General features: G+C 43.4%; 16 protein-coding genes. 3 read left to right on the plus strand and 13 right to left on the minus strand.

Annotation, left to right across the window (positions count from 1 at the left end):
• From traE to ADH67_RS02125, 13 genes are all read right to left on the minus strand, one after another.
• A complete protein-coding gene (gene traE / locus ADH67_RS02065) occupies nt 1-594 on the minus strand; it encodes a type IV conjugative transfer system protein TraE (protein WP_066591172.1) in 594 nt (197 codons plus the stop codon).
• Between the two features lie 6 nt (nt 595-600).
• Entirely contained in the window at nt 601-894 is a 294-nt protein-coding gene (gene traL, locus ADH67_RS02070) for a type IV conjugative transfer system protein TraL (RefSeq protein ID WP_066591174.1), read from the minus strand.
• Between the two features lie 45 nt (nt 895-939).
• The gene (traA, locus tag ADH67_RS02075; protein ID WP_066591176.1) at nt 940-1,236 is read right to left on the minus strand and encodes a TraA family conjugative transfer protein; all 297 of its coding nucleotides are present in this window, start codon (nt 1,234-1,236) and stop codon (nt 940-942) included.
• A gap of 106 nt (nt 1,237-1,342) precedes the next feature.
• Complete coding sequence (locus tag ADH67_RS02080; RefSeq protein ID WP_158212612.1) at nt 1,343-1,819, minus strand: lytic transglycosylase domain-containing protein; 477 nt, start codon at nt 1,817-1,819, stop codon at nt 1,343-1,345.
• Between the two features lie 32 nt (nt 1,820-1,851).
• Entirely contained in the window at nt 1,852-2,451 is a 600-nt protein-coding gene (locus ADH67_RS02085; RefSeq protein ID WP_066591179.1) for an IncC plasmid conjugative DNA transfer DtrJ family protein, read from the minus strand.
• Nucleotides 2,448-4,436, minus strand: coding sequence for a conjugative transfer system coupling protein TraD (traD, locus tag ADH67_RS02090; RefSeq protein ID WP_066591180.1), 1,989 nt, complete (start codon nt 4,434-4,436; stop codon nt 2,448-2,450). The genes ADH67_RS02085 and traD overlap by 4 nt, the downstream gene beginning before the upstream one ends.
• The gene (locus ADH67_RS02095) at nt 4,433-5,230 is read right to left on the minus strand and encodes a hypothetical protein (protein ID WP_066591181.1); all 798 of its coding nucleotides are present in this window, start codon (nt 5,228-5,230) and stop codon (nt 4,433-4,435) included. The genes traD and ADH67_RS02095 overlap by 4 nt, the downstream gene beginning before the upstream one ends.
• Before the next feature lie 21 nt (nt 5,231-5,251).
• Nucleotides 5,252-10,630 (minus strand): hypothetical protein, encoded by a 5,379-nt coding sequence (locus ADH67_RS02100; RefSeq protein WP_066591182.1) that lies wholly within the window; start codon nt 10,628-10,630, stop codon nt 5,252-5,254.
• 6 nt (nt 10,631-10,636) lie between these two features.
• Nucleotides 10,637-11,818, minus strand: coding sequence for a hypothetical protein (locus tag ADH67_RS02105; RefSeq protein WP_143597703.1), 1,182 nt, complete (start codon nt 11,816-11,818; stop codon nt 10,637-10,639).
• 216 nt (nt 11,819-12,034) lie between these two features.
• The gene (locus ADH67_RS02110) at nt 12,035-13,657 is read right to left on the minus strand and encodes a VWA domain-containing protein (RefSeq protein WP_066591185.1); all 1,623 of its coding nucleotides are present in this window, start codon (nt 13,655-13,657) and stop codon (nt 12,035-12,037) included.
• A gap of 65 nt (nt 13,658-13,722) precedes the next feature.
• Nucleotides 13,723-14,871, minus strand: a complete 1,149-nt coding sequence (locus ADH67_RS02115) for a DUF3150 domain-containing protein (RefSeq protein WP_066591191.1) — start codon at nt 14,869-14,871, stop codon at nt 13,723-13,725.
• 152 nt (nt 14,872-15,023) lie between these two features.
• Complete coding sequence (locus tag ADH67_RS02120; RefSeq protein WP_236578447.1) at nt 15,024-16,046, minus strand: AAA family ATPase; 1,023 nt, start codon at nt 16,044-16,046, stop codon at nt 15,024-15,026.
• Between the two features lie 208 nt (nt 16,047-16,254).
• Nucleotides 16,255-17,238 (minus strand): toprim domain-containing protein, encoded by a 984-nt coding sequence (locus tag ADH67_RS02125; protein WP_066591193.1) that lies wholly within the window; start codon nt 17,236-17,238, stop codon nt 16,255-16,257.
• A 739-nt stretch (nt 17,239-17,977) separates the two neighbouring features.
• On the opposite strand from ADH67_RS02125, the gene ADH67_RS02135 reads away from it, so the two are divergent.
• The 3 genes from ADH67_RS02135 to ADH67_RS02145 all read left to right on the plus strand — a co-directional run bounded on the left by ADH67_RS02135 (nt 17,978) and on the right by ADH67_RS02145 (nt 21,458).
• The gene (locus ADH67_RS02135) at nt 17,978-19,147 is read left to right on the plus strand and encodes a glycosyltransferase family 2 protein (protein WP_308329704.1); all 1,170 of its coding nucleotides are present in this window, start codon (nt 17,978-17,980) and stop codon (nt 19,145-19,147) included.
• Nucleotides 19,134-19,523 (plus strand): GtrA family protein, encoded by a 390-nt coding sequence (locus ADH67_RS13720; protein ID WP_066591196.1) that lies wholly within the window; start codon nt 19,134-19,136, stop codon nt 19,521-19,523. Before ADH67_RS02135 ends, ADH67_RS13720 begins: the two co-directional genes overlap by 14 nt.
• Nucleotides 19,524-19,658: 135 nt before the next feature.
• The gene (locus ADH67_RS02145; protein WP_084081409.1) at nt 19,659-21,458 is read left to right on the plus strand and encodes a DUF6020 family protein; all 1,800 of its coding nucleotides are present in this window, start codon (nt 19,659-19,661) and stop codon (nt 21,456-21,458) included.
• Nucleotides 21,459-21,582: the final 124 nt, after the last annotated feature.

Below are 21,582 nucleotides of genomic sequence, written 5' to 3' on the forward strand. Positions count from 1 at the left end.
TTAAGCCTCCTTCTTAGAAGAATTCTCAAAAGGCTTTTTGCAGTTGGTTTCATGCATGCTTTGAACCCAAAGACGAGTTCCTGCATAACGGAACTGAAGCGTCCAGCATTTCTGCGTGGTGGAGGTAAGCACATTGCCGATGAACTGACGGACATTGCCGGAGACGGCAACTTTCATGGAGCGGGGAAGAACTTCAACCGACTGCGGAATAAAGGAAGTCGATGAGTTGGAGCTTTTCATTTGACGTCCCTGTTTTAACAGCATGAGTTCAATATCGCCGCGTTTTTCGGGGTCCGCGTATTTAAGAAGCTGAGTCATGTTGTGCTCAAAAGTTTCCGGAGAATTGTTAAGAGCCAACTGGACTAAGTAAGAACTCATTTGTTCGAGGTATTCGGGAGAAACGGTTTTATCATCCATCCAAAAGGATTTAGAAGGTTCGGCCGGAAGCACGACGACCCGGCTTTTATCTTCCATTGCTACGATGCCTCCGGCCAAGATGAGGTTGACTCCGAGGCTTGCGGCAAAGGCGTAGATAAAGAACTTTCTGACGGCCAAACGGCTCGCAAGCTCGGATGTGTATTCATGGATGTTCATAACAAATTAACCAATAAATGTTCTGCGGGCAGAAGCCGGCATACGTTTAAACGGATTCATGGGCAGATGCCAATAAAGGAAGTGGAATCCGTAAGCCGGATGTCTTCCCGCTTTTGTTCTTACCCATGCCCAAACAAAAGCAATGGAAAAGAGAAGTCCTAAGGGCATATTGTTGGCAATAATGCCGATGCCTATACCGGCAAAGCCGGCAGCGACCGTGTCAAAGTCCCATAAGAGAAATCGAGGCGGGGCATCAAGCCTTTTAGGAATCAAGTGAGATTTATTTTCTGAGTAATGCATATGAGTGGGGATGACCCAAGGAGGCGTAGGCGCCTCCCGGGTTTATTAGATTAATCCGGTGAAGATGTTGTCGATGATGTCAGGTCCGATGAACAAAGCCATGGCTGCGGCAACGCAGACAACAGCGCCCATGATGGAGCCGCGGATAACACCGACGCCAAGGCCAACCAATAAGAACATCAAAGATATAGAACGGCCCAACGTACCTTGGGACCAGCTTTGAAGCTTGGTGTAAAGGTCTTGGAAGTCAGTGTCGCCGTTAGCTGCAAAAGCAGCGGAAGCGGCGAAGAAGAGGGCGCAGGCGCCGACGGATTTCAATGTTGCTGTGTTAAGTTTTTTCATGAAGAAAACTCCTTAGATAGTGAATTAACAGGATTTTTAGAAAAAGCTTCCCTAAGGGCGCCCCTGTTAAAGCGTCCTGAGAAGAGAAAAACTGGTAAATGGGGTTTTAAGAAGCGATGGCTTTAAGCTTCTCCCGAGTCTTGTCGTCTAAAGACTGAAGATTTTTAAAAACTCTCCAGGCATACTTTTGTCTGGCATCCGTACAGTCTTGGCCTTTGAGTCTGGAACAGCCGGCGTTATAAGCTCCGACCGCTTCCCAAGGATTTTCAAAACGCATCAAGTTGTCTTTTAAAATTCGGGCGCCGACTTCAATGTTTAAGCAAGCGTTACTCAGCAGTTCCGATTTCGACAGGTTCCATTTAGAAAGCCATTGAGAATTAATTTGCATCAAACCTATATCCTGAGAACATTTAGGCCCGGCGAGTGCAGACGGATTGCCGGAAGACTCCGTGATAGCAATTGCGCGAAGAAGGTCGGGTGCTACGCCGAAGTTTCGGCCGTGGATGTCAAAGCAATCGGCAAAGACCGGCTGAAATGCACAGATTAAAAAGCCGACTAACGCGGATGCAATTTTGTGAGTCAAAGGAATCATCAAATCAAACAAAATTCAGTTAGTTAGTTAAATTTATGGAAATTGGCTGTGACCGTATGCAGAGCAATCAGAAACACGACAAAAGCGCCTTGAATCAGCCAGACGTACGCCGGGTAAGGCCAAATCAGCGATAAGGCAAAGAAACCGCCTAAATAAATCGGAGCCGAAAGCGCAACTTTGTAGAGAACCGGATGCGGGGCAGCTGTGGCTTCAAATTTGAGCTTTCTTTCAAAGAAGCCGTCAACGAGGACTGCCAATGGAGCCGGCAACAAAACCAGAACCCAAACCAAGGCAATGAATAAACGGAAAACTGCTAATTTAGTCAGAGCTCTCAGACTTTGGAAATATGGAATATTCCAAATGTTGTCGCGTTTTTCTTCAAATAAAGCTTCACTTTCATCTCTGATTTTGCTTTCCGGAAAAACCGTTGTCTCTTTAAGTGACGTGAGCTTTAATGCATTGTGCGTTACCCAATCCCTCAAATCTTTGTGAAGAACGGTACTGACCTGGCGGACTTCTGCAGAAAGTTTGGATTCGAAATGAACTGAATCAAAGTGAAGTGGCATCCACATATACACGAAGATGAAGCTCAGGATGAAAAGAAGGGCGGCTTTGGAGTTCATGCTTGCTCCTTCTTTTCTTCTGCATCCTGCTCAAGCAGTTCGAGTGCTTCACGGATTTCCTCGTCAGCGGTTTTAGCCGGTTTGGCCGAGTCCTTTTCAGAGGCAGTTTCCTTATAATCATTCTCATCGATCAGAATCGGAGAACGCAGCTTATAGAGCTTGCCGCCGCTGACGTTCGCAAAGAACTGACAGTTAGGAAGCATGCTGTAATACTCGCCGGGAATAATATCTTCACGTTTAGAAGAGCTCTTGTGAGAGGCTCCGGCGTTATAAGACGGTATGCCGCTGTAGTTATCCGCGTGAGTAGACAAAGAAGTATCGACATGCTTGATATAGGTCTTGCCCATAGTTTCGGTAAAGACGTCTCTGGTTAATCCGTCTTTAGTACGCAGAGCTACCATGTTGTTCAAGTTGCCGATAACCTTACGGGCTGCAGCAACACTGCCGAGGCGTTCTTCTAAGTCAGCCATTGTCTGCATGGCAACTGTCGTGTATATGCCTCCTTCTGCGCCTTTATTTAGGATTTCAATAAGCGGTGCGTTGACAACATTACTGACTTCATCAACGAACAAGCAGATTCTGACACCGCCTTTCTTGAGCTTATAGCGATGACCGGCAACGGATGCTAAGTCCGCAAGCATCATGGAAGCCGCTGCGGTTGCTACGTCTGCGTTCTGCATGGAGCCTAAAGCAATGTAAAGAACTTGCTTTTGTTCAATTACGTCTGGCAAAGAAATGATGGGACGAAGATCTTTCGGATCATTTCTGTCCGGAGAGATAATCTTCTGCATATCGCCGTTATTGAGCAATGCAAAGACCGGAATCAAAGAAGCCGTAATCTTGGCATAGTGTTCTGCGCTATGGTGATAGACCTTTAAAGCACTCTCAATCGGACGAATGTGATGAGTTTTATCGAGAAAGTTTTCGTACCAAGAAATTTTGAGTTTTAACGGGTCAACGTTTTCTAATTCCTTTTTGCTGCCTTTAATGAAGGCCAAAGCCTTTTGTCTCCATTCGGGACAGGCTTTGTTTTCGATAAGCTTATCCAACATTAAACCCAGTAATTCATTGATGCCGTTATTGATATGCGTTTCAATCGTGCGGACGGAAGGACTGATATTAAGCTCTATCAAAGCTTGTGCGACGGTATCAACGGCAGCCCAGGCAAATGCGCGGAAAGTGCCGTCAGAACTCGGGGGCATGACGGAAATAATGCGGGTGGCAATTTCTCCGGAGGAGCCGTAGGTGTAAAGCGGATCTAAACGGACGGAACCGGGATCATTGTCGGTGGTAAAAATCAACGGTTCATCACGGCCGACGATAGCGCAAGTTTTACGGATAACGTTTTCCATCCGTCCGCCGCCTTTCGGGTCAATGGTAATAACCACATCACCCCGGATAATTGCTTGTGCAATAGCTGTACCTAAGAACACACCTTTACCGGCTTGGGTTGTGCCGACGATACATAAACCGCCTTCAAAGTTTTTAAGGGGACGATAGATATCGGTTTCTCCGCAGTTAAGACCATGAAGGGCAGCTAAACCTTGATCGTCATCGGACATGACGGATTTGCTTCTGCCGGTCAGCCACAAAGCGAGCTTATTGAGGCGCCAATGCTTAGCACTGTACTTTGATAAGTCATAAAGCTTCTGAGAATGGTCAGGCGTCCATTCAAAACCAAGGCCGAGCCATAAATGATCTGGATTTGTTTTCTTGATTAAGGTCTGAATACTCATAAAAGCGGTTCCATAACCGTGAAGATAACTGCGTGCAACCAAAATGCTCCAGCCTTCATAAAGGCGCCAAAAGAACATGGCTCCGCAAAGGCCGAATACAATTACAGCTAAGTTTCGGTCAATAATTTTCAATTGAAAAAGACCGAAGAAATAAACGGCACAGAGCATCCAGCCTATGGCTGAGCATAATTCCCATGCGTTGCGGTAGGGCTGCTTAAACCGGCGGAAGTAAGTTGAATCAGCTCTCATTTCATCTCCGGCTTAGGAAAGTAAGCAAAATCGAATACTTCTTCCGGGATATATTTGTTTCGGAAGTTGTACCAGTAGGTTTCGTTGTAGACGCCTTTATAGGGTTTAAGCTTCGGACAGCCGATGTACTGCAATCCTTTGGCTCGAAAATATTCCTTCCATCTTTGAACTTGTTCATTGAAATACAGAGCTCGGGCTTCCGTGTTGGCTCCAACCGTAGCTTTCCAGCGGGCGCGGCGGCGCATAAACAAAATTTCAGATGAAGAAAAAGTTCTGAAAGCTCTCTCGATTAATTTCTTTTGTTCTTTTTTAAGCTGACGGTCACTTATGCCCATCTTCTTGACTTCTCTCTTCACTAAATCGAATACGTAATCGTTTTTCCATTGACGTCTATGAGGACGGTTAGCTTTGTAAAGCTGTTCGAATTCTTCATGGGAGTAACGCATATTGCCGACATGAAGCAGTTCGTTTGAAGCTCTTGATTGGCGGTAAGCCGCACGGCAGTCGGCCAAGAAGTGCCAATACTTTTGGTCTAAATCTTCCAAGGTTCTATAACCGCCTTCGCCGTAGCTCGGCTGATACTCGGGGCGGAGGATTCTTCTGGCGGTTTTATAAACAACCTGACCGTAAGCGTTTACTTTGCTTTTAACTCTGTCTCTCTTAATAGGCTGTATGCGGTTTGCCACGGCGGTAATCACCATGCCCTGGCCGTAGAGAACGCAAGTTCTGGCCAAGTTGGATAGTTGTCTTTTCTGCATCCCGTTAAGGACCGGCAATTCTTTATCTGTTGTCATGTTTTAGTCTTTTAGGCGTTATTACTTCAATCCGAATCTGCTTACGAACAAGCTCACACCCAGGTGTGAAATTTTGCTGGGGAGCGGTGCCGGCGGTTCAGATTTCTTACTGTTCTTGCGACCGGGTTTCTGTGCTTTTCCTTTGACCTCTTTTTTGGCTTGCCCTCGAATAGTTGCCAATTGAGCTTCATTGATTTTCTGGGCGCGCGTTTTCTTGCCGGTATGCTGTTTATCCGGTTCTTTATTCTCCGGATTTGTCAGCTTGACAACGTCGGCTCTGATGGTCAGTATTCCGCTTTGGTATTCTCTTCCGGCGGAAGAAGACCCAAACATATGAGTACGCGTGATTACGCATTGATCTCCTAAAGTGGGGGCAACGGACGTTTTTGCAGAAGGGTGCTTAACTTTGCATGCTCCTTCCGGTAATTTGTTAGAGCCGGAAGTTGAGCCTGGTTGGACTTTAGAGCTTGTAGCCTTTGCAGAATGGTTTGAGCGAAGTTCTGCGTCATCTGATATCTCATCGTCCGAAACAGAATAAATAAACTGAGCTCCTTTAGCTACCAACGGATTATTCGGATCCGAGATGAATTCTTTGATTGCTTTTGCCACAGCAGGTGAGCTGGATTGCCTTTTAGCAGGTCGGCTTAAATTAGCCTTCGCTTCCGAATCTTCAGAAAAGAAATCCTTCACATCCATGGAAAACAATTGAGCCAGTCCCTCTTCAAGAGAAATCTTGTCTGAATCAGACTCGACATCAGCTTCTTGACTGTCGACGGCGCATTTTTGTTCTGCAATGGAAACAGATGCCGGAGCACAAAGAAGCAAAGGCTTCGAAGGCAACTGAAGTTCGGTGACTTGAGGGCAGATAAATTTTTTCTTTACTACGTTCTTGTCGGATACGATGTCCGTACGAGAAGAGGGCTTTTCTTCCTTTTGAGTCTGAGTATTGCAAACTTCTTCCTGTTCTCCTGCTCGAGATGATTCTTCTAAAGAAGGGGAGAGGAGGTAAGAGGGGGAGAGGAGTTTTGCCTCCTCAGAAGAAATAGGAAGACCTACGCCGGCAGTATGCTTCTCCTTGAAAAGGGGAGAAAGCAGAAGGAGGACTTCGCCTACCGTAGAGTTGCCTTCTAAAGAAGTAGGCAAGACTTCAGGAGAAGAATTTTCTTGAGAAGGTGTCTTCTCCTCGGCTATCTTCTTCGCTGCCGACTTCTCTGCGAGCGGCTTCTCTGGATCCTTCTCTCCTAGGGTTGTCTCCTTTAATGTCTTCTCTTCCGCGGAAGTCTTCTTTTCCTCTTTATTGGAATTGATAAAAGCTGTAGGCACCGGTTCCACCAAGGCAGGCTCATCCTCGGAAGGGAGGCTTGTCGAAGTAAGTATGCGCTTAGCGGGAGATGATTGTTTCTCTGGAGAAACTTCTTCGCCTGGGGAGATGTTCTCGGTAGACGCCCCCTCCTGAGTAGGGGACTCCTTCTTCTGAGTAGGAGCCCTATCTCCCGCGGGGATGGTCGGAGAAGATGTACAGGAGGCCGGAGAAGGGGAGGCAGACTCTGCGGAAACCGTTTCTCGTGAAAGGAGATGTTCCTTAGAAGATGGCTTCTGTTCAGGAGACGATTCCTGTTGAGAGGACAAGTTTTCCGCAGGAGACAGCGAGGAGGGAGAAACTTGATTAGCAACTTTCTGGCTTGCGTTCGTCTTCTTTGCAGAAGAAGACTTCTGAGGAGAATGACTTCCAGTAGGGGAGTTTTCAGTGGCCTTCTCTTCAGTAGTTGGTTTTTGAGTAGGTGTCTTCTGAGGAGACGACTTCTCAGGAGACGACGTCTTAATAGTCTTCTTCTGGGTAGACAACTTCTGGGAAGACAGGTCTTTGCCTCCTGAAGTGATTTTTTCTTCTCCTGCCTTCTTCTTGACAGTTGAAGTAGATACTTTTCCTTTTTCGGAGGAGACAGAAGTTTTGCTGGAAGATGCCTTTGGCTGATTCTTCTTAGTTGAAGAAGATAATTGACTTTCGGTCTTTTTCTGTTTGGAAGCTCCATTCGAAGCGGAGGACGCAGCCACAGATTCGCTCTTTGACTTTTTAGCCCCGGTAATTGGAGTCAAACCTTGGAGTTCTGCTTTAGGTTTACCGGCAACGGCAAGAATGTCGTTAACTCTCTTGTTTTCTTTTCTTGCGGCAGCGGCTTTTTCTTTATTGTGCTGTTTTACGGCTTCATTACGAATGTCGGTTCTTGTTTGGCCTTCAGAATTTGTTCCTTCGCTGCTAATCGGCTTGGATTTAGCAGTTGAGGAGGTCGCTTTTTCAGAATTCTTTTTGTTTGCAACATCTTGCGAAGGCTTACTGTCTTTAGCTCCTGTCATTTGAGTCTCAGATTTCTTCTGAGCAGAAGCTCCGTGTGCATTTACGGTTTGATTCTTAGTGTTTGAGTTTAGCTTGTGTGAAGCCTGTCCAGACGCAATGACAGAATCTGCTTTCTTATTAGAAACTGACTTAGCAGAAACGGATTTAACCTGGCTTTGAGCCTTGGTAGCATTTTCAGCCTTATTTGTCTTGGCGGATTTGTTGGGAGAAGAATTCTTAGTTGTTGCGCCAGTAGTGGGCACTTGCTTAGTATTTTCTTGTTTAGAGGACTTCTTGGCCTCAGAGGATAATTTGTTTGAGTTCTTTTCTTTAGTCGAAGATGTCTTTAATTGGGCTGTTTGTTCCTTTGACTGCTTGTTGTTTGGAGAGGAACCGGAGGAATCCTGTACTCCATTGTTATTTGCAGTTTTAGCGCTTCCTTCTAAGGAGCATGAGCCGGAAACAGGCTTCACATCCTTAGATGCTTTGGCGGCTTTTACGTTTTCTTTTTGTTCTTCTTTAAATTCAGAAGAGATTGCTCCTTTCGGACTTACATCCTTTGAGGAAGCGGAGCTTTTCGATAATTCAGAAGGTAGAACTTCTGCTTTCGGTCTAATTTCTTCTGTTTTAGCCTTATTTTGTGAGGGCTGGTCAGACTGTTTCCGGACGGTTTGCTCAGTAGCTTCTTCAACTGTAGAAGCCGGTGTGTTCGAAGATTTTGAATGGTCTTCTACACTGCTTTCTGCTGAAGAAACTTCTGTAGCTACCAGGGAGGTGAGTGATTCTTTACTTGGTTCTAAAGAATCGGCAGAAGCGGAATTTTCTTGGCCAGCAGTACTGGTTTCAGGAGATTTTGGTTCCAACGATTTTTGGGAGCCTAAGGAGCCCGTCTGCTCCTGAGTTGAATGAACAGAGTCTTCTTCGGAAGAGAAGTTTTTTTCGGTTTCGGTTAAGGGCTGAGAAAGCTCCGCTTTCTCAGAAAGGTTTGCAATGGAAGAAGCACCAATTGAAACGGTCTCCTGTTTGAGAGGTTCCGCTTCTTTCATAGAAACTGGAGAAGCCTTGGTTTCGGAAGAATTCTCAGGAGCTTCGTGCACTGTCGGCTCTGCTGAAGCAACCTTTATTTCTTCTGTAGAAGAAACTTTGTCTTTAGAAGCAGCTTCAGTGGGGGAAACATAGTAAACATCATCTTCAGCCGAGACATTATCGCCTGTTGGGACACTTAAAGAAGCTTCTTTCGAAAATTCAAAAATCTTGACCTTCTTAATAGACGCAATAACTCCTTGAAGCTTTGAAGTAAAGCTCCTTCCAAAACCTTTTAAGCGGTTGCTTAAAGAAATGCCCGCAGCCTCAGAAGTGTTGATTTCGATCGGTCTATTATCCGGTGCATTTGAAGATTCACCGGTAATCGAATCTTGCTCGGTGGAGAACATGGCGGCATCTCGAGAAGGCTTCTTCGGGGAAGACGGCACTACATCGGTTTCTTCGGATCTTGTTGAGGCCTGTGCAACGGGAGCCGGCTTGGTGGCAGCGGCCTTTTTGTCAGCGTAAGGATAAACATTCTCATCGGAGAGCTGAGTTTTGATTTCTTCCGTTTTTTGATTAACTAAGGAATCTTTTCGGGATCGTTTGGCCTTAATCACGGCAAGTTCTGCCGGAGATTTCGGCTCGGAGTCTTTATTTATTTTGCTCTTCGCATCCGCATCCCTTTTAAGAGCCGGAAAAATAGCATCAAACAGCTTAGAAAAGCCTTTACTTCTTTCTGTCTGCTTTCCGGAAGAGTCATTAGAAGAGATAACATATTCGGCGACACAGGTTTCTGCTTCGAGTACGCTTAAACCATTTTCTCCATACTCAATCTTTTCTTTTATGAGACGGGAAAGATTATTTTTAACACGGTCTTGGTCGTGATACTCGCGTGTTTTGGTTCCCTCTGCTAAATACTGGGATGGGTTGGAAAGGGCAACGGCATCAGCTTGAACGGTAACCGCTTTAGTCTTCTGTACCGGAAGTTCTGGCTCTTCAACAAATTTGAGCTTTATCATCAAAGAATTGGATTCTTGTTCAACCATACGGCTTTTGGTCATATAGGAGAGAATCTTCTTCGGGTTGATGGGAATATGAGAATCTGCCCAGCGGCTGTCAAGCCTTTCTTCAATGTGAGAAAAGGCCTCAGGGTAACGAAGGTAAACTTTGCCTGCATGGAAAAGAACCATGCTGTTGCGCAGGGCTCCGCCCGTATCAATAGACCATTCGTTCTTAAAGAGTTCCGAAAGAATTAATGAGAGCTCTCTCTTAAGAGTCGGAGCTGTACGATCATCCAGATAACCGGAATTCAATAAATGGTTTCTGTCCGAGATTTTCTTTTTAGCTCTTAAAAGGCAGTCGAATAAAATCGGGTCAAGGCTTTGGGCATCCTTCATTCTGTTTTCTACAAAGGCACAGACAAAACCGTACAAAGAGGAAAATTCATGGTCAGGAATCTTATCCAGAACTTTCTTTCCTGCTTCGTGAAGAATTCGGGAGGCATAAGACTGATAAAGATGAAAATCCGGCTCTGTTTTTTTCCATAGGCGAACTCTTACGTGATCTTTTTCGAAGAATCGGGCTAAGGGAAGGCAAGGTGTCTTAGTGGTGCGGTTATCGTCCGCATCAAAGCCGTCAATGCGGTAGCGGACATCGCCGTCGGCAATGTTGCTGAATAAAGCGCAAAGGACAATGGAAAAGAAAACTCGTTCTTTTTGTTCTTCTCTTTTTACCAATGGCAAGTCCATATGAACGGGAATGCCTTTAAGCAGAACAAGAGCTTCGTTAGCTAAATCCAAAGCGGAGTGCATTGCTCCTTCTTCACGGTCGTAATCTGAAGCTTCGTGAAGGGGCAGACGCTGATGGTGCGCCTGCACTTCTCGAACGACATGAAGTACCTCTGAGAACTTGGATCCATAAGGCCAATTTCTCTTAAGTGCATTCAAGCGGTCCTTATTTTTCTGAACGAATTCAGAAAAAGGACGCGGGCGGACAAAATCCGCTGCGTGAATGTGCTGGGAGGTAGAAGGGGAAAGCATTTGTATTTAACAGTGGTAAGGAGTATTCAAAATGAAAGAAGTTAAATGTTTGCCGCTGGCACCTTGGTATTGGCTGTATTTAGTATCGTTTGTTTCTTCCTGTTCCCCTTTGGCTTTTATTTCGGAGAATTTCTCAAGTTCTGAGTCGTCCAGATAATTTTGGGCAAAGTTGGCAAACGACCAATAAAGATATTTCTGGGAACCATACTTTGGGGAGAGATGCATTAAGAATGAACAAACTCTTTGCTTGGTCAAGTAAAGTGTGTAAACGGCCGAGTCTCTCTTACAGAAACTGAAATTGGTGCGCCCCCATTTAAAAACAGTCATGATATCGCACAAGAAACGGATCACTTTGCAGTGACATTTACGTCCGGATTGTCTACATGCCACAGGTGTGTTTTCTGCTTGGAATTCTTTGTCGTTTTGGATCTCTCCTATCCACTCTCCTTCAGTTATATAGGACGGAAAAAGTTTTAACTTGGCAGCAATTTTATAAATGCATTTTTCCCAATTTTCTGTTGTTTTAGGAAGAGCCAATTTGTTCCCATAGGCATCAGTAATGGCATCGGAAAACACTTCTTTAAAGATGTCGTGATCCCAGGTCGGGTCTTTCTCTTTAGTTTTCAATTTTTTAAAAAATTTTTCGACGATGGGCCGAGTCGCTATACGATAAGACTTGCAAGACGCTACCATCCAAAGATGTTCGTCAACTGTTCCATTAAGGTTCAGTCTTTCATCTTTTTTTCTTAAACCTCCGGCGAGTTGATAAGGCAAAGGAACTTCCTCATTTTTGAGGACATAATCCTGCAAACTCTGAAAATGTCCCTTAGGAAGAGCAAATAGCTTCTTGCTCAAGGGAATATCGGCAATGACTCCTTTACGGAATTCGTTAAGGAATACATATTTCAAAACCGCTTGCCAACAATCTTTGCTATTGAAACTCGGAAGATATCTGAGTAATTTCTTTTCTGCTGCAGCAATCCTTTCTATATCTATTGCCAGCATGCTGTTAACGGCTTCTTCAATTAATGCAATGGAAGGAAGCCGGGCGGAGACGCCGGTTTTGCGCTTCTTAATGTCCGGAGCAGCCACGACAGAATAGGGTACACGGTAAGCAAATGTGCACATTGCTTCAGTCAGGTCTTTCTGGGGCAGACCTGACTGAGATAGGATGTCTTTTTGAAACATATACGTCATCGTGATTGCGAATCGGTTAATTGAAAAAATAAATGGCAATGGTTGTTGGCAAAAAGTTTCCGAGGAAATCTTTTTAGAACTAATGTTTGTTTCTTTCATAGCAACCTCTTGAAGGTGAACTTGACCGGTACTCCCGGGGCCCCAACGAAAGTTGGGGGTTTATCCTACCTATGAGAGCTTAGCTTTACCCCTAGGGTAATTCAAGAGCTAAGAAAGATTTAGCCGCCTAATTTGGTCTTCTTTACTCCAGTAATTACTTAGGAGCTGAAAGACTTTAGGAGCAAGTTGATTTACTTCAGTGATTGTCTCTTGATACTTAAACAAGCGTTCAACATCGTCGCCGATATTGATGCAAAGAATCTCAAACCCTTTCTTCTCTAGGAGAGAAGCGGTCTTTTCTATCTTGTCTGCCTCCGGACAAAGTCCGTCGGTGATGATAAAAATGATTTTCTTTGCCTCAGGGCGAATGGATAGCTGAACGGCTGCCGTATTGAGACTCTCAACGACGGGCGTGAATCCGAATGCTTTGACAGAAGCAAAACGGGACACGGTTCTTCTGCACGTATCGTTAAAGTTTTTAACTTCCAGCAGTGTTTTTCTGGTTAAGCCGGGAAAGGCATAACATGAAGAAACACAACCTTCCAAAGACTCAAACATTTCTGCAACGGAATAAGCACAGAGTTTTGCTTTTTCAAGCATCTCTTGAGTCATTGAACCGCTTCTGTCTAATAAAACAGCACAGGCAGCAGATTCTTGAATCTCAAAGTTTTCTTTCTTGAATACACGGCTGTCACCCACATTAATGCGGCTGAGAACCGGATAGTCAATACAGCTTCCCGTTCTTCCTCTTAAAGAATTAGTTAACGTTTTAGCCTGAAAGAATCTTCTGAGCTTATTGGAGTGCAGGCCGCAAAGTTCTCTGGCTTCCGTCAGAAAATTTCCCGGATTCTCACTCATAAATTCATCCCTCTTTACGGTCCATACGGCAAAGCCGTAAGGTTCTTCGGAAGAAAAGTCTTCTGCGCATTGTTTGGAATCCAACAACTGCTCGCAGTTCTTGCCCAGATCAAGATCATGGCAATCTGCAAAAGCAGCCTCCAGAAATTTTTCCGCTTTCTTTTCGGCAAATTTCTGTTCCACCGGAGAGAGCCGAGGATTCGTTCCCATCGAAGCGATTTCTTTAGGAGCGCTCGGACATCCGGCAGGAACAAATTTAGCCAAAATTTTGCGGGCGATCTCAATGATTTCAGCCGTGCATGAAGCATTAACAGTAGGTTCTGCCATGGTGCATAAACGAGTAAATAATGCCCGTCCATACTTTTTGCAGAACACTTGTTCTGTCTGCTGAATCGGAAGATTCTCCAAATGAAAACAATGCACCTTGTCAACTAAATGCCAGTAAAGCGCTAAACACAGCAGTCTCAGCGGAGAATCTTCTTCTTTTGCAAGAGGAAGTTTGCCGAGTTTGGCAAATGTTTCGTAAAGATCCCGGCGCATGAGATAAGAACCCGGGCAGCGGTCTGCCATGACTTTATCAATGCGGATATCTTCTAAAACATTTACCAGCGGTTTAAACGCTTTACAGTCTTCCAAGCATTCAAACTCGGAATAAAGTACATGAGCAATTTCATGAACCGCATGGCCGAACAGAATGGTTGTCGCTGCAGCGTCTTTCGGATTTACATTAGGCAGGTGAATCGTATTGCCGTCTGTAGAAGCGTGTTCCGCACCGAAATTTAGATTGACCGGTTTATTGGCATTCACACCGGTAAAATTTGCAATGCTGTTTTGAATCTCCGCAAGAGTTAAAAAGTTTTTATCAATAGCCATTAGAATTCTCCTTCGAAGATGACCCGGAGAAGAAAATCTTCTCCGGAATCCGCTTCAGGGCGTTGTTAACCAATAAAGAGGCTTCGGCCTCGTGCTAAGACAGAATCCACGGAACACGTCCATTTCTTCACGGGCTCTTCATCTTTTCCCAAAGATGAAGAGTCATTTCCCTCCGAAGCATTTCTCAAAGCGATGCCTTGATAAGCAGAATTTGCTTCTGAGGTAAGTGCTGTCTCGGCTATTGCCGGACAGTCATCGGTGTTCTCTTGGCCAGTATTGCCTGCCGGCTCAGTCGAATCCGATTGAAAAGAAGGTATATCCGTGCCGTGAACATTGACCTGCACTCTTCCGTTTACGGTGTCCTCTGCAGGACATTGGCCCTTGCCGAAAAAATCAATTGATTCCAGACGAGTAATCGAATCCAGCGCATCAATAATCCTTTCGGAAGTTTGCATAGCCTTAGGTCTCTGGGCAGTTACGATGTAGGCACCCTTTAATTTGACAGCGGCAGTGCCGATGTTAGGGTGGGAACGCCTCCATGTATCAAGCTTTTCACTCAGTTCTAAGCACCGGTAGAGCAGGGCATCCGGAATCTCGAGAGATTCCTTCAGCAAAGCCTCAATATCCTGAGCTTCGTTTGACATCCGCTGACAGAAGTCAGTTAGGAAAGATTCATACGAAGAAGAATGTCCGTGTTTAAAACTTGCCAGAGAAAATGCGTCATAGTTGAAACGAATATGCCCAAGGACATATTTGAGGGAAGGGACGGATACCAGATCCGAACAGCCCCGAGGAATAATTCCTTGAGCCCGTGCTTCCCGCATTTTTTCGTATGCATGAGCAAAGTGTTCATCCCGTTGTTTAATAAACGACGCTCTGATTTCCTTTAACTCATCCAAAGCCATCCGGGCGCAGTCAGCAGGCATTACATATCCGTTGAGATAGGTTTCGCCGTGCTGCTTGCAGAACCGTTTGGCTCTATTACGCAAATCCGTAAACGGTTTCAAAATCTCGCTAGGAACAATTCTTTTGCGGAGCATGCTCTCAGAGCCGTCCTCCACAGATAATTGTTCGGTTGTGGTTCCCGTCCAGACCGAAATCCGGAAACAAACCATCACTAACGATTGTTTGAAATTTGCTGCTTCCTTTTTATCGGTTGAAGCAACATCCTTTGGCTCCTCATGAAGGAGACCGTCAAATAAAGTATTTGTCATAAGACCATTCTTAAATAAAAAAGGGGCCTTACGACCCTCGTTAACGGGACATAAAGCCCCGTTAACGAGGTGGTGAAAATCTTTTGTAAGTTTTTCACCGGAAGTGAAATTCGTATGCAGTCTCTCGGAAGCCTAAAAGGCTTCCGAAGAAATTAAGGCGCTGCCAAATGCGTGCAGATATCACCGAGTTCTGCTTCAACAATTTTTTCGATTGTTAAAGCACTGGTTCTATCGACCGCTTCAGTCAGTGCAATCCGGAGGGCCCAGTTAAGGGCCTCTCTGACGCTGAGTCTCCCGGATCTTCCTGAAATAATTAGAAGATCTTTGAGGCGCAGTAAAACTCGCGTAGAGATGGTTGCTTCAATCGGCTGAACACCGGGAGTCCCGTTGTAAGCCTCCCGCACTTTGGCGGCGGCTTTTCTGAGCCGAAGAGCGAACTCTTTTTTCCAGCTTTGCAAAGTCATACCGTGAACTTCTATATCAGGGATTTGGCTCTCAATGAGCTTCATCTCTGCAGAAGCATCGATATACTCCATCCTTAATTTCCAACAGCGATCCATTACTGCCGGATCCTGCAGGTGTCTTCCAAGATAAAGACCGCTGCTGTCGTCGGTCATACCTCTGATATTGTCTGTCATTACAATCCGCGCCCGAGGGTGCTTCTTGATGACTTCCCCGGTTGCTTCTATAAATAGAGGCGAACCTTCAAGAAGTTCATTGACTGACAGCCAAAGATCAGCAGGCGCCGCTGACATTTCATTGATTAAAAAGACCATGCCGTATCTCCAAGCCCTGGTTAAAGGACCGTCGACAAAGCGCATGCTCTTGTCTTTATCAATGATGTAGTGGCCGATGAGATCTGTTCTATCGAGCCGGGAGCGAGCCGTTAATGAAACAACGGGCGCACCGACCCGGGCGCAAAACTGGTTTACAAAACTAGTTTTGCCGGAACCGTGAGGACCGCTTATGAACAAAGGTTCATCTGGTGCTGCTTCCCACCAAATCGTCATGATGCCGAGCTGCTGAGGCTGAAAGACATAATGCGGATTACGTTCGGGAATGAGGGCCAAGACGGACTGGTCCGCATTGCCGTTCGAAAATCCCAAGACAGAGCCCGGCTTGCGCAAACCAAATTCCGTCATGGCGACTTCTTTGTCATAAACCATATTCAACATAAGATAACTCCTTAGTAAAGAAAATTAAAAAGGGGCACCCCATGTGACCGGGGCGAAAGCCCCGGAGGGATAGGAAAGAAAGCCGTCTAGCGTCTTTCACGAATTTTTTGTGTTCTTACGAACACGGGTTCTCTGATACTGCAGGCGCAGCTTTGTCTATGTGACGAAGCTTTCAGAGGAGCTTGAGGTATTTCAAACGAAGTTTGATCTACCGCTTTGAAGAGAGAAGTACATCATTCCAATCTGAATCGACTTCAGGTGGGATGACGACCGAGATCTTCAAAGACTTGTATTTTTGAGCAAGGACGGAAGCTGCGGTGAACGCTTCTTTCTGTCCGACGAAGTTGGAATCGTTATCAGCGAAGATAAACAATTCTTTTACTTTTTTAGGAGGAACGAAGTTTTTAAAGTTGAAGGCCGAGATAACCGACCACACGGGCATTTCGTGAAGAATGCACGCGGACATTGCTGTCTCAACTCCTTCCGCTAATCCAAGCCGGCCGTCGTCAGGGTTGATTTCTCCAAGCTTGATGAAGCCGCCGGAGATTTCTTTTCCAAAGACTTTCTTTGGTGCCTTGACTTTGGCTTTTTGACCGTTGTCTAAGTAAATCCGAAGGATATTGAAGCATTCTTCTTCAGAGGAATCTATCCGGCAGAGGATACCTTCATAGTACTTCTCCTCCCAGGAAGATCCATCTTTAGACTTTTCTGCGTAACGCAAATGATCAAAGAAACGAAGTGATTGGAAGTTTCGGCCATTTAATCCTCTTGAAGAAAGATAACGATCCGGGGATGTATCTTTTTCAATTTGAGAGCCTAAATTCCATAAGTCTTTCGAGGTAAAAGTTTTACGGGACTTAGCTTTCTTCGGTTTCGGTTCTGAAGGAACTTCGGCTGGGATTCCAAGTTGAGCTCCCAATGAAACGATTACTTCTGAGAAGTTCTTATGGGTTAAATCCATAATCACTTTAATGCCGTCTCGATGACCGCAATGGCGGCAATAACAATCTCCGTTGCCGAACTTGTCGGTAAAAGAGAAGCGATCGCTGCCTCCGCAGAACGGACAAGGCTGATTTGGTTTAGCTAATACTTCTGCGCCTAAATGCTGCTCCAGAACGCTTTTCCAGTTTCCTTTGAGCTGAGCTTTAACAAGCTGCTGAAACTCAGCAGAAGGTTGGATTGAATTTTGCATGATTAAAAATCCTTAAAAATTCGACGTTCTGTTACCGCACAGCGGAAAGGGAATCCGCCGATTGGTGAATTGATGATCCATCCGAAGATGGGCTTTTGAGAAAACAGAAAATTCTTAACGGTTTTTCTCGGAGCCGGTCGATTAAGGTCGACAACCATTGGGTGCGAACTGTACAGGAGCCCAAAAAATAAAAAAAGACGACCAACTCGAGGTGATTTGCGGATATTTGCAAAAAAATGGAAATTCATTCAAGACGGTTAACTATTTATACTCCCTGGGAGGCAGTTATTGTTTTCGATGGGTGAATAATTTTGACAGAGGGGTAATTAAATAGCGGGTGGTTTTACGAACATTTTCTTTTATCGGAATTTTAAAGCTTAAAGCCCAGCTTTCAAAGCTAAAGCGAAGACTTAAGTTTTTCATTCGGACTAGATAATGGAGCCGTTAAGAGAGAAAAAGGTCGTTTAAAACTAGTTGTTCTTAACATCTTAATCCTTTGTTTTTAAGAAAGATTTCTAGGAAAATAGTTGAATGCTCGAAAAGGAAAAGGTGACTGTGTTAGAGAGAGGGAAAACCCTTAGTTCCTAATAAAAAAAAAAAAAAAAATAGAAATTTCTTTAAATAATGCGTAGACTCGGAAAAAATTAAAAAGCTCAGGCTGGGAGGGGAACTTGCGCAACAGACGCATTCAATAGGCATAGAAAAAGGAATTTTTCCCTTTATTTCTTATGAAAAGGCTTTGTTCTGTCTAAGAATCTTACATGTAAAGTTCTTTAGGTATAGCAAAGGGTTTGTAAAAATATTGATGCTCCTTCTACTAGCATTACGTTCCCCAACCGACCGATCCATACAAGGTTTCTGGATTTTTATTTATTTTGAATATCTCAATGAAGACAATATGTATAAAGGTAATAAAGTAGCAATTGGAGTCCCTTGTTACAACGAAGCTGTTGCTCTCCCAAAAGTTCTTGAAGACATCACTAAGTATTTTCCGGAAGGTGAAGTCTATGTTTTTGACAACAACTCTACTGATGACACTTTCCAAGTTGCAGAAAATTATTTTTCATCCTCTAAACAGATTTTAAGAACTGAAGAATATGGACTTTTAATGGGGGGGGTATTCAAGGTCAAAGCTAAAGGAAAAGGCAACGTAGTCACCCAATTTTTTTCCATAATCGAGGCTGATATATACGTTATTGTAGACGGAGATGCAACATATGATATTGCGTCATTGAGGTCGATGATTGACATTCTTCTCCAAAAGAGGTTGGACATGGTAGTTGGAAGAAGAGTTGAAATTGACAGTGATCCGGGGAATAAAGTTTACAGAAAAGGGCATAGGTTTGGAAATAAAGTTATAACTAGTGCTATTGCCTACGTTTTTGATCAAAAATCTTCGAAAAGAATTTTCCGAGACATGCTCTCTGGCTTTAGAGTTTTTTCAAGACGTTACGTTAAATCATTCCCTTCTCTATCCCAAGGTTTTGAAATTGAAACTCAATTGAATGTCCATGCGCTTCAATTAAAAATGAGATGTGAAGAAATTCCAACCCCGTATTACAAGAGACCTGACGGAAGTGAGAGTAAGTTATCGACTTACAAGGACGGGGTCAGAATTGCCTGGACTATTTTTAAGATTTATGCAACTGAAAAGCCTCTGTTTTTTTATTCAGTTTTGGCAATTTTTTTCGGATTTTTATCGATCATCTTAGCCGTTCCCATATTAGTCACTTACCTAAATACTGGAATGGTTCCACGCCTACCTACCGCAGTGCTTTCTACTGGGTTGATGATCTTTGCTTTCCTAAGTTTTGTGGCTGGTATTATTTTGCAAACGGTCACTAAAGGAAGAATTGAATTTAAACGTCTTTTATATCTTTCCTATCCGGTCCCTCATGAAAAGAAGTAGTACATACTTTCAATTTATCAAATTCTCAGTTGTGGGCACTTTTGGATTTGGTGTTGATGTTTGTGTTTTCTACCTTTTTACCCAAATTTGTAACCTAGGTTTGGCCCGAATAATCGCTTTTTTGGTTGCTGTGATTTTTACGTTTTTGCTGAATCGGAGTTTTACATTTTTGGTAGAGAAAAAAACTGGCTTCTTACCAGAATTTATTAAGTATTTTTTCTCAATGATTCTAGGAGGTTTAGCTAACTTAGCTACATCGTTATATTTGTTGTATCAAATCAAATTTTTTGAGAATTATCAATTCATTCCTCTCGCTTTGGGCAGCGTGGCTGGATTGCTAATAAATTTTTCTCTTTCCAAGAAGATTTTTTCTTAATCTTGTTCCCGTAAATGGTAAGACTGAGAGGATGCCTGAAAAGCTGGTTAACTTTTGAAATTTTGTATATCTCTTAGATGAATCATGAGTAGTTTGTTTTTTTTTAGTAGATTAATTATTAGTTTGGGAACGTTTTTGGCCTTAACTTTAAATGCAGTTCCTAGACCTCATGGCTCTCAACTATTTCCCAGGATTGAATCGCTTCCTGACAGCTATGGGGCCTTAGGGCTTTTCCTTTGTGCAATTATTTTGCTGGTGGTTTTCTCTGGCCTTGATCTTAAGATCACAAAAAAAGACTTTCCCTGTCTTTTAGCCTCTTCTCTTATTACTTTTTTAGCATTAATTTCAGATAGTTTTGCTCAATATTCAAGTTTCAGAGGAATAACTTTTTCTTTCAGCACGATTTTAATTTTTTTTCTGAAATTTGGAGTATTTGCTTTTTGGGGTACTATTTTTGTAAAAGCGGCACTCCGATTTAGTAAAAGTTTTTTTGAAATGGAGAATCTGCAGGGTACGTCAGTTTCTAAAGAATTAGTGAAATACTTTGTATTCTCTTTCTTAATAATCTTTTTGGCATGGTTGCCTTACTATATAGTTTTTTTCCCAGGAACCCCAACTTGGGACGGCTTAACTATGATCAATTCAGCCGCTGGTTTTTGGCCTCCTTCTAATCATCACCCTTATTTTTTCTCATGTTTTTTCGCATTAGTTCTTAAACTTCGGTTTTGGATAGGAGATGAAAATAGTTTCGCTTGTTTATCTGGAATCCTGTTTCTCTTCGAGATCCTGCTTTATACAATCAGTTGTTTATTAATAAGAATCTCCGTCCCTACACTGCGACAATGGGTATATTTTCTCTTTCCCCTCTTCTTTGCTCTTGTTCCCCAGTTTCCACTTTATGCCCAAGCGATTATGAAAGATGGTCTTTATGCTTCTTCATTTGCCTTATTTTCTTCTACGCTTCTGGCTTTAGTCATGGTAACTAAAAGACAGAAAAATAATAACGTAGGGTTGATAGTATTGTTTTTTATTAGTGCGTTCTTTCTTTGTTTTATAAGGCACAATGGAATATTTGTGGTCGTCCCTACTGCTTTGTTCTTGATAGGATATCTCGGTCTGCAAAAATCAAAAAGTTGTAAACCCCTTGTAATGAGTTTTTGTTTGTTGTTATTTCTTGTCCTGTCTTCAAATTATTATCTTAAAAATGTTCTTCATGTTAAGCCCTCTCCAACAAGAGAAACTTTTGCGTTGCTGGGGCAACCCATTGCTAAGGCTTGGATGGAAAATAAGCATTCCTTCGACGCGAGTATGCTAAAGGAAATGGAAAAGGTTTTTTATGACAGTGAAAAAATTTTAACGGACTATAACCCTCAACTTTATGATCCAGTTAAACATCAGATCAGGAAGGAAGCTTCTCCAAAAGACGTAGCACAATTAGCTTTTAAGGTATGTAAACAATTTCCCAAATCTTGCATAAAAGGTCTGATAAGTCATAGTTATTTATATTTTTACCCCTTTGCAAATAATAATGTAATGGCACCTTTTTATTGGTGGATAGAAACTGGAGCACCAAATATTGGTAAATTTAAACTACAATATACTTTTTCCTCCAGGTGGAGAGAAAGAGTGACCAATTACGGTTATATATGGGTTGAAAAGATGCCTTTCTCATTTGTAACTCGACCTTATTTACCCACCTATTTAGCTATTCTTCTTGGTGTTTTAATCATTTTTAGAAGATCTGCTGCGGGCATGATCCTGGTTCTTCCAATATTTTTAACACTTACTTTGAATATTTTATCGCCAGTAAATGGTGACTTTAGGTACCAACTTCCTTTATTGGCCGTGGTGCCAATGATGATTTTATGGCTCGTAATGTTTGGACAAGAAGGAAGTACAAAGGTTCAGAAAAAGATATTGTTAACAAGGGCGTAGATAGTCAAGATACTTTCTCTAGCAGATTGGGGGAAAAAATGCTAAATAAACGATATGAGTTTTTTTCACGCCCTAATGAATGAAAGTTTCTTTCGCGAATTGGAACCGACAGTATGTGGAGTTT

Origin of the sequence: Turicimonas muris, assembly GCF_002221595.1 — a bacterium.
Classification (GTDB): domain Bacteria; phylum Pseudomonadota; class Gammaproteobacteria; order Burkholderiales; family Burkholderiaceae_F; genus Turicimonas; species Turicimonas muris.

Coding starts and splice junctions, on each gene's coding strand:
- ADH67_RS02110 (WP_066591185.1), bottom strand. CDS start 13,657: ATGGCTATTGATAAAAACTTTTTAACTCTTGCGGAGATTCAAAACAGC.
- ADH67_RS02115 (WP_066591191.1), bottom strand. CDS start 14,871: ATGACAAATACTTTATTTGACGGTCTCCTTCATGAGGAGCCAAAGGAT.
- traL (WP_066591174.1), bottom strand. CDS start 894: ATGCATTACTCAGAAAATAAATCTCACTTGATTCCTAAAAGGCTTGAT.
- ADH67_RS02100 (WP_066591182.1), bottom strand. CDS start 10,630: ATGCTTTCCCCTTCTACCTCCCAGCACATTCACGCAGCGGATTTTGTC.
- ADH67_RS02125 (WP_066591193.1), bottom strand. CDS start 17,238: ATGCAAAATTCAATCCAACCTTCTGCTGAGTTTCAGCAGCTTGTTAAA.
- ADH67_RS13720 (WP_066591196.1), top strand. CDS start 19,134: ATGAAAAGAAGTAGTACATACTTTCAATTTATCAAATTCTCAGTTGTG.
- traD (WP_066591180.1), bottom strand. CDS start 4,436: ATGAGAGCTGATTCAACTTACTTCCGCCGGTTTAAGCAGCCCTACCGC.
- ADH67_RS02105 (WP_143597703.1), bottom strand. CDS start 11,818: ATGTTTCAAAAAGACATCCTATCTCAGTCAGGTCTGCCCCAGAAAGAC.
- ADH67_RS02095 (WP_066591181.1), bottom strand. CDS start 5,230: ATGACAACAGATAAAGAATTGCCGGTCCTTAACGGGATGCAGAAAAGA.
- traA (WP_066591176.1), bottom strand. CDS start 1,236: ATGAAAAAACTTAACACAGCAACATTGAAATCCGTCGGCGCCTGCGCC.
- ADH67_RS02085 (WP_066591179.1), bottom strand. CDS start 2,451: ATGAACTCCAAAGCCGCCCTTCTTTTCATCCTGAGCTTCATCTTCGTG.
- ADH67_RS02120 (WP_236578447.1), bottom strand. CDS start 16,046: ATGTTGAATATGGTTTATGACAAAGAAGTCGCCATGACGGAATTTGGT.
- traE (WP_066591172.1), bottom strand. CDS start 594: ATGAACATCCATGAATACACATCCGAGCTTGCGAGCCGTTTGGCCGTC.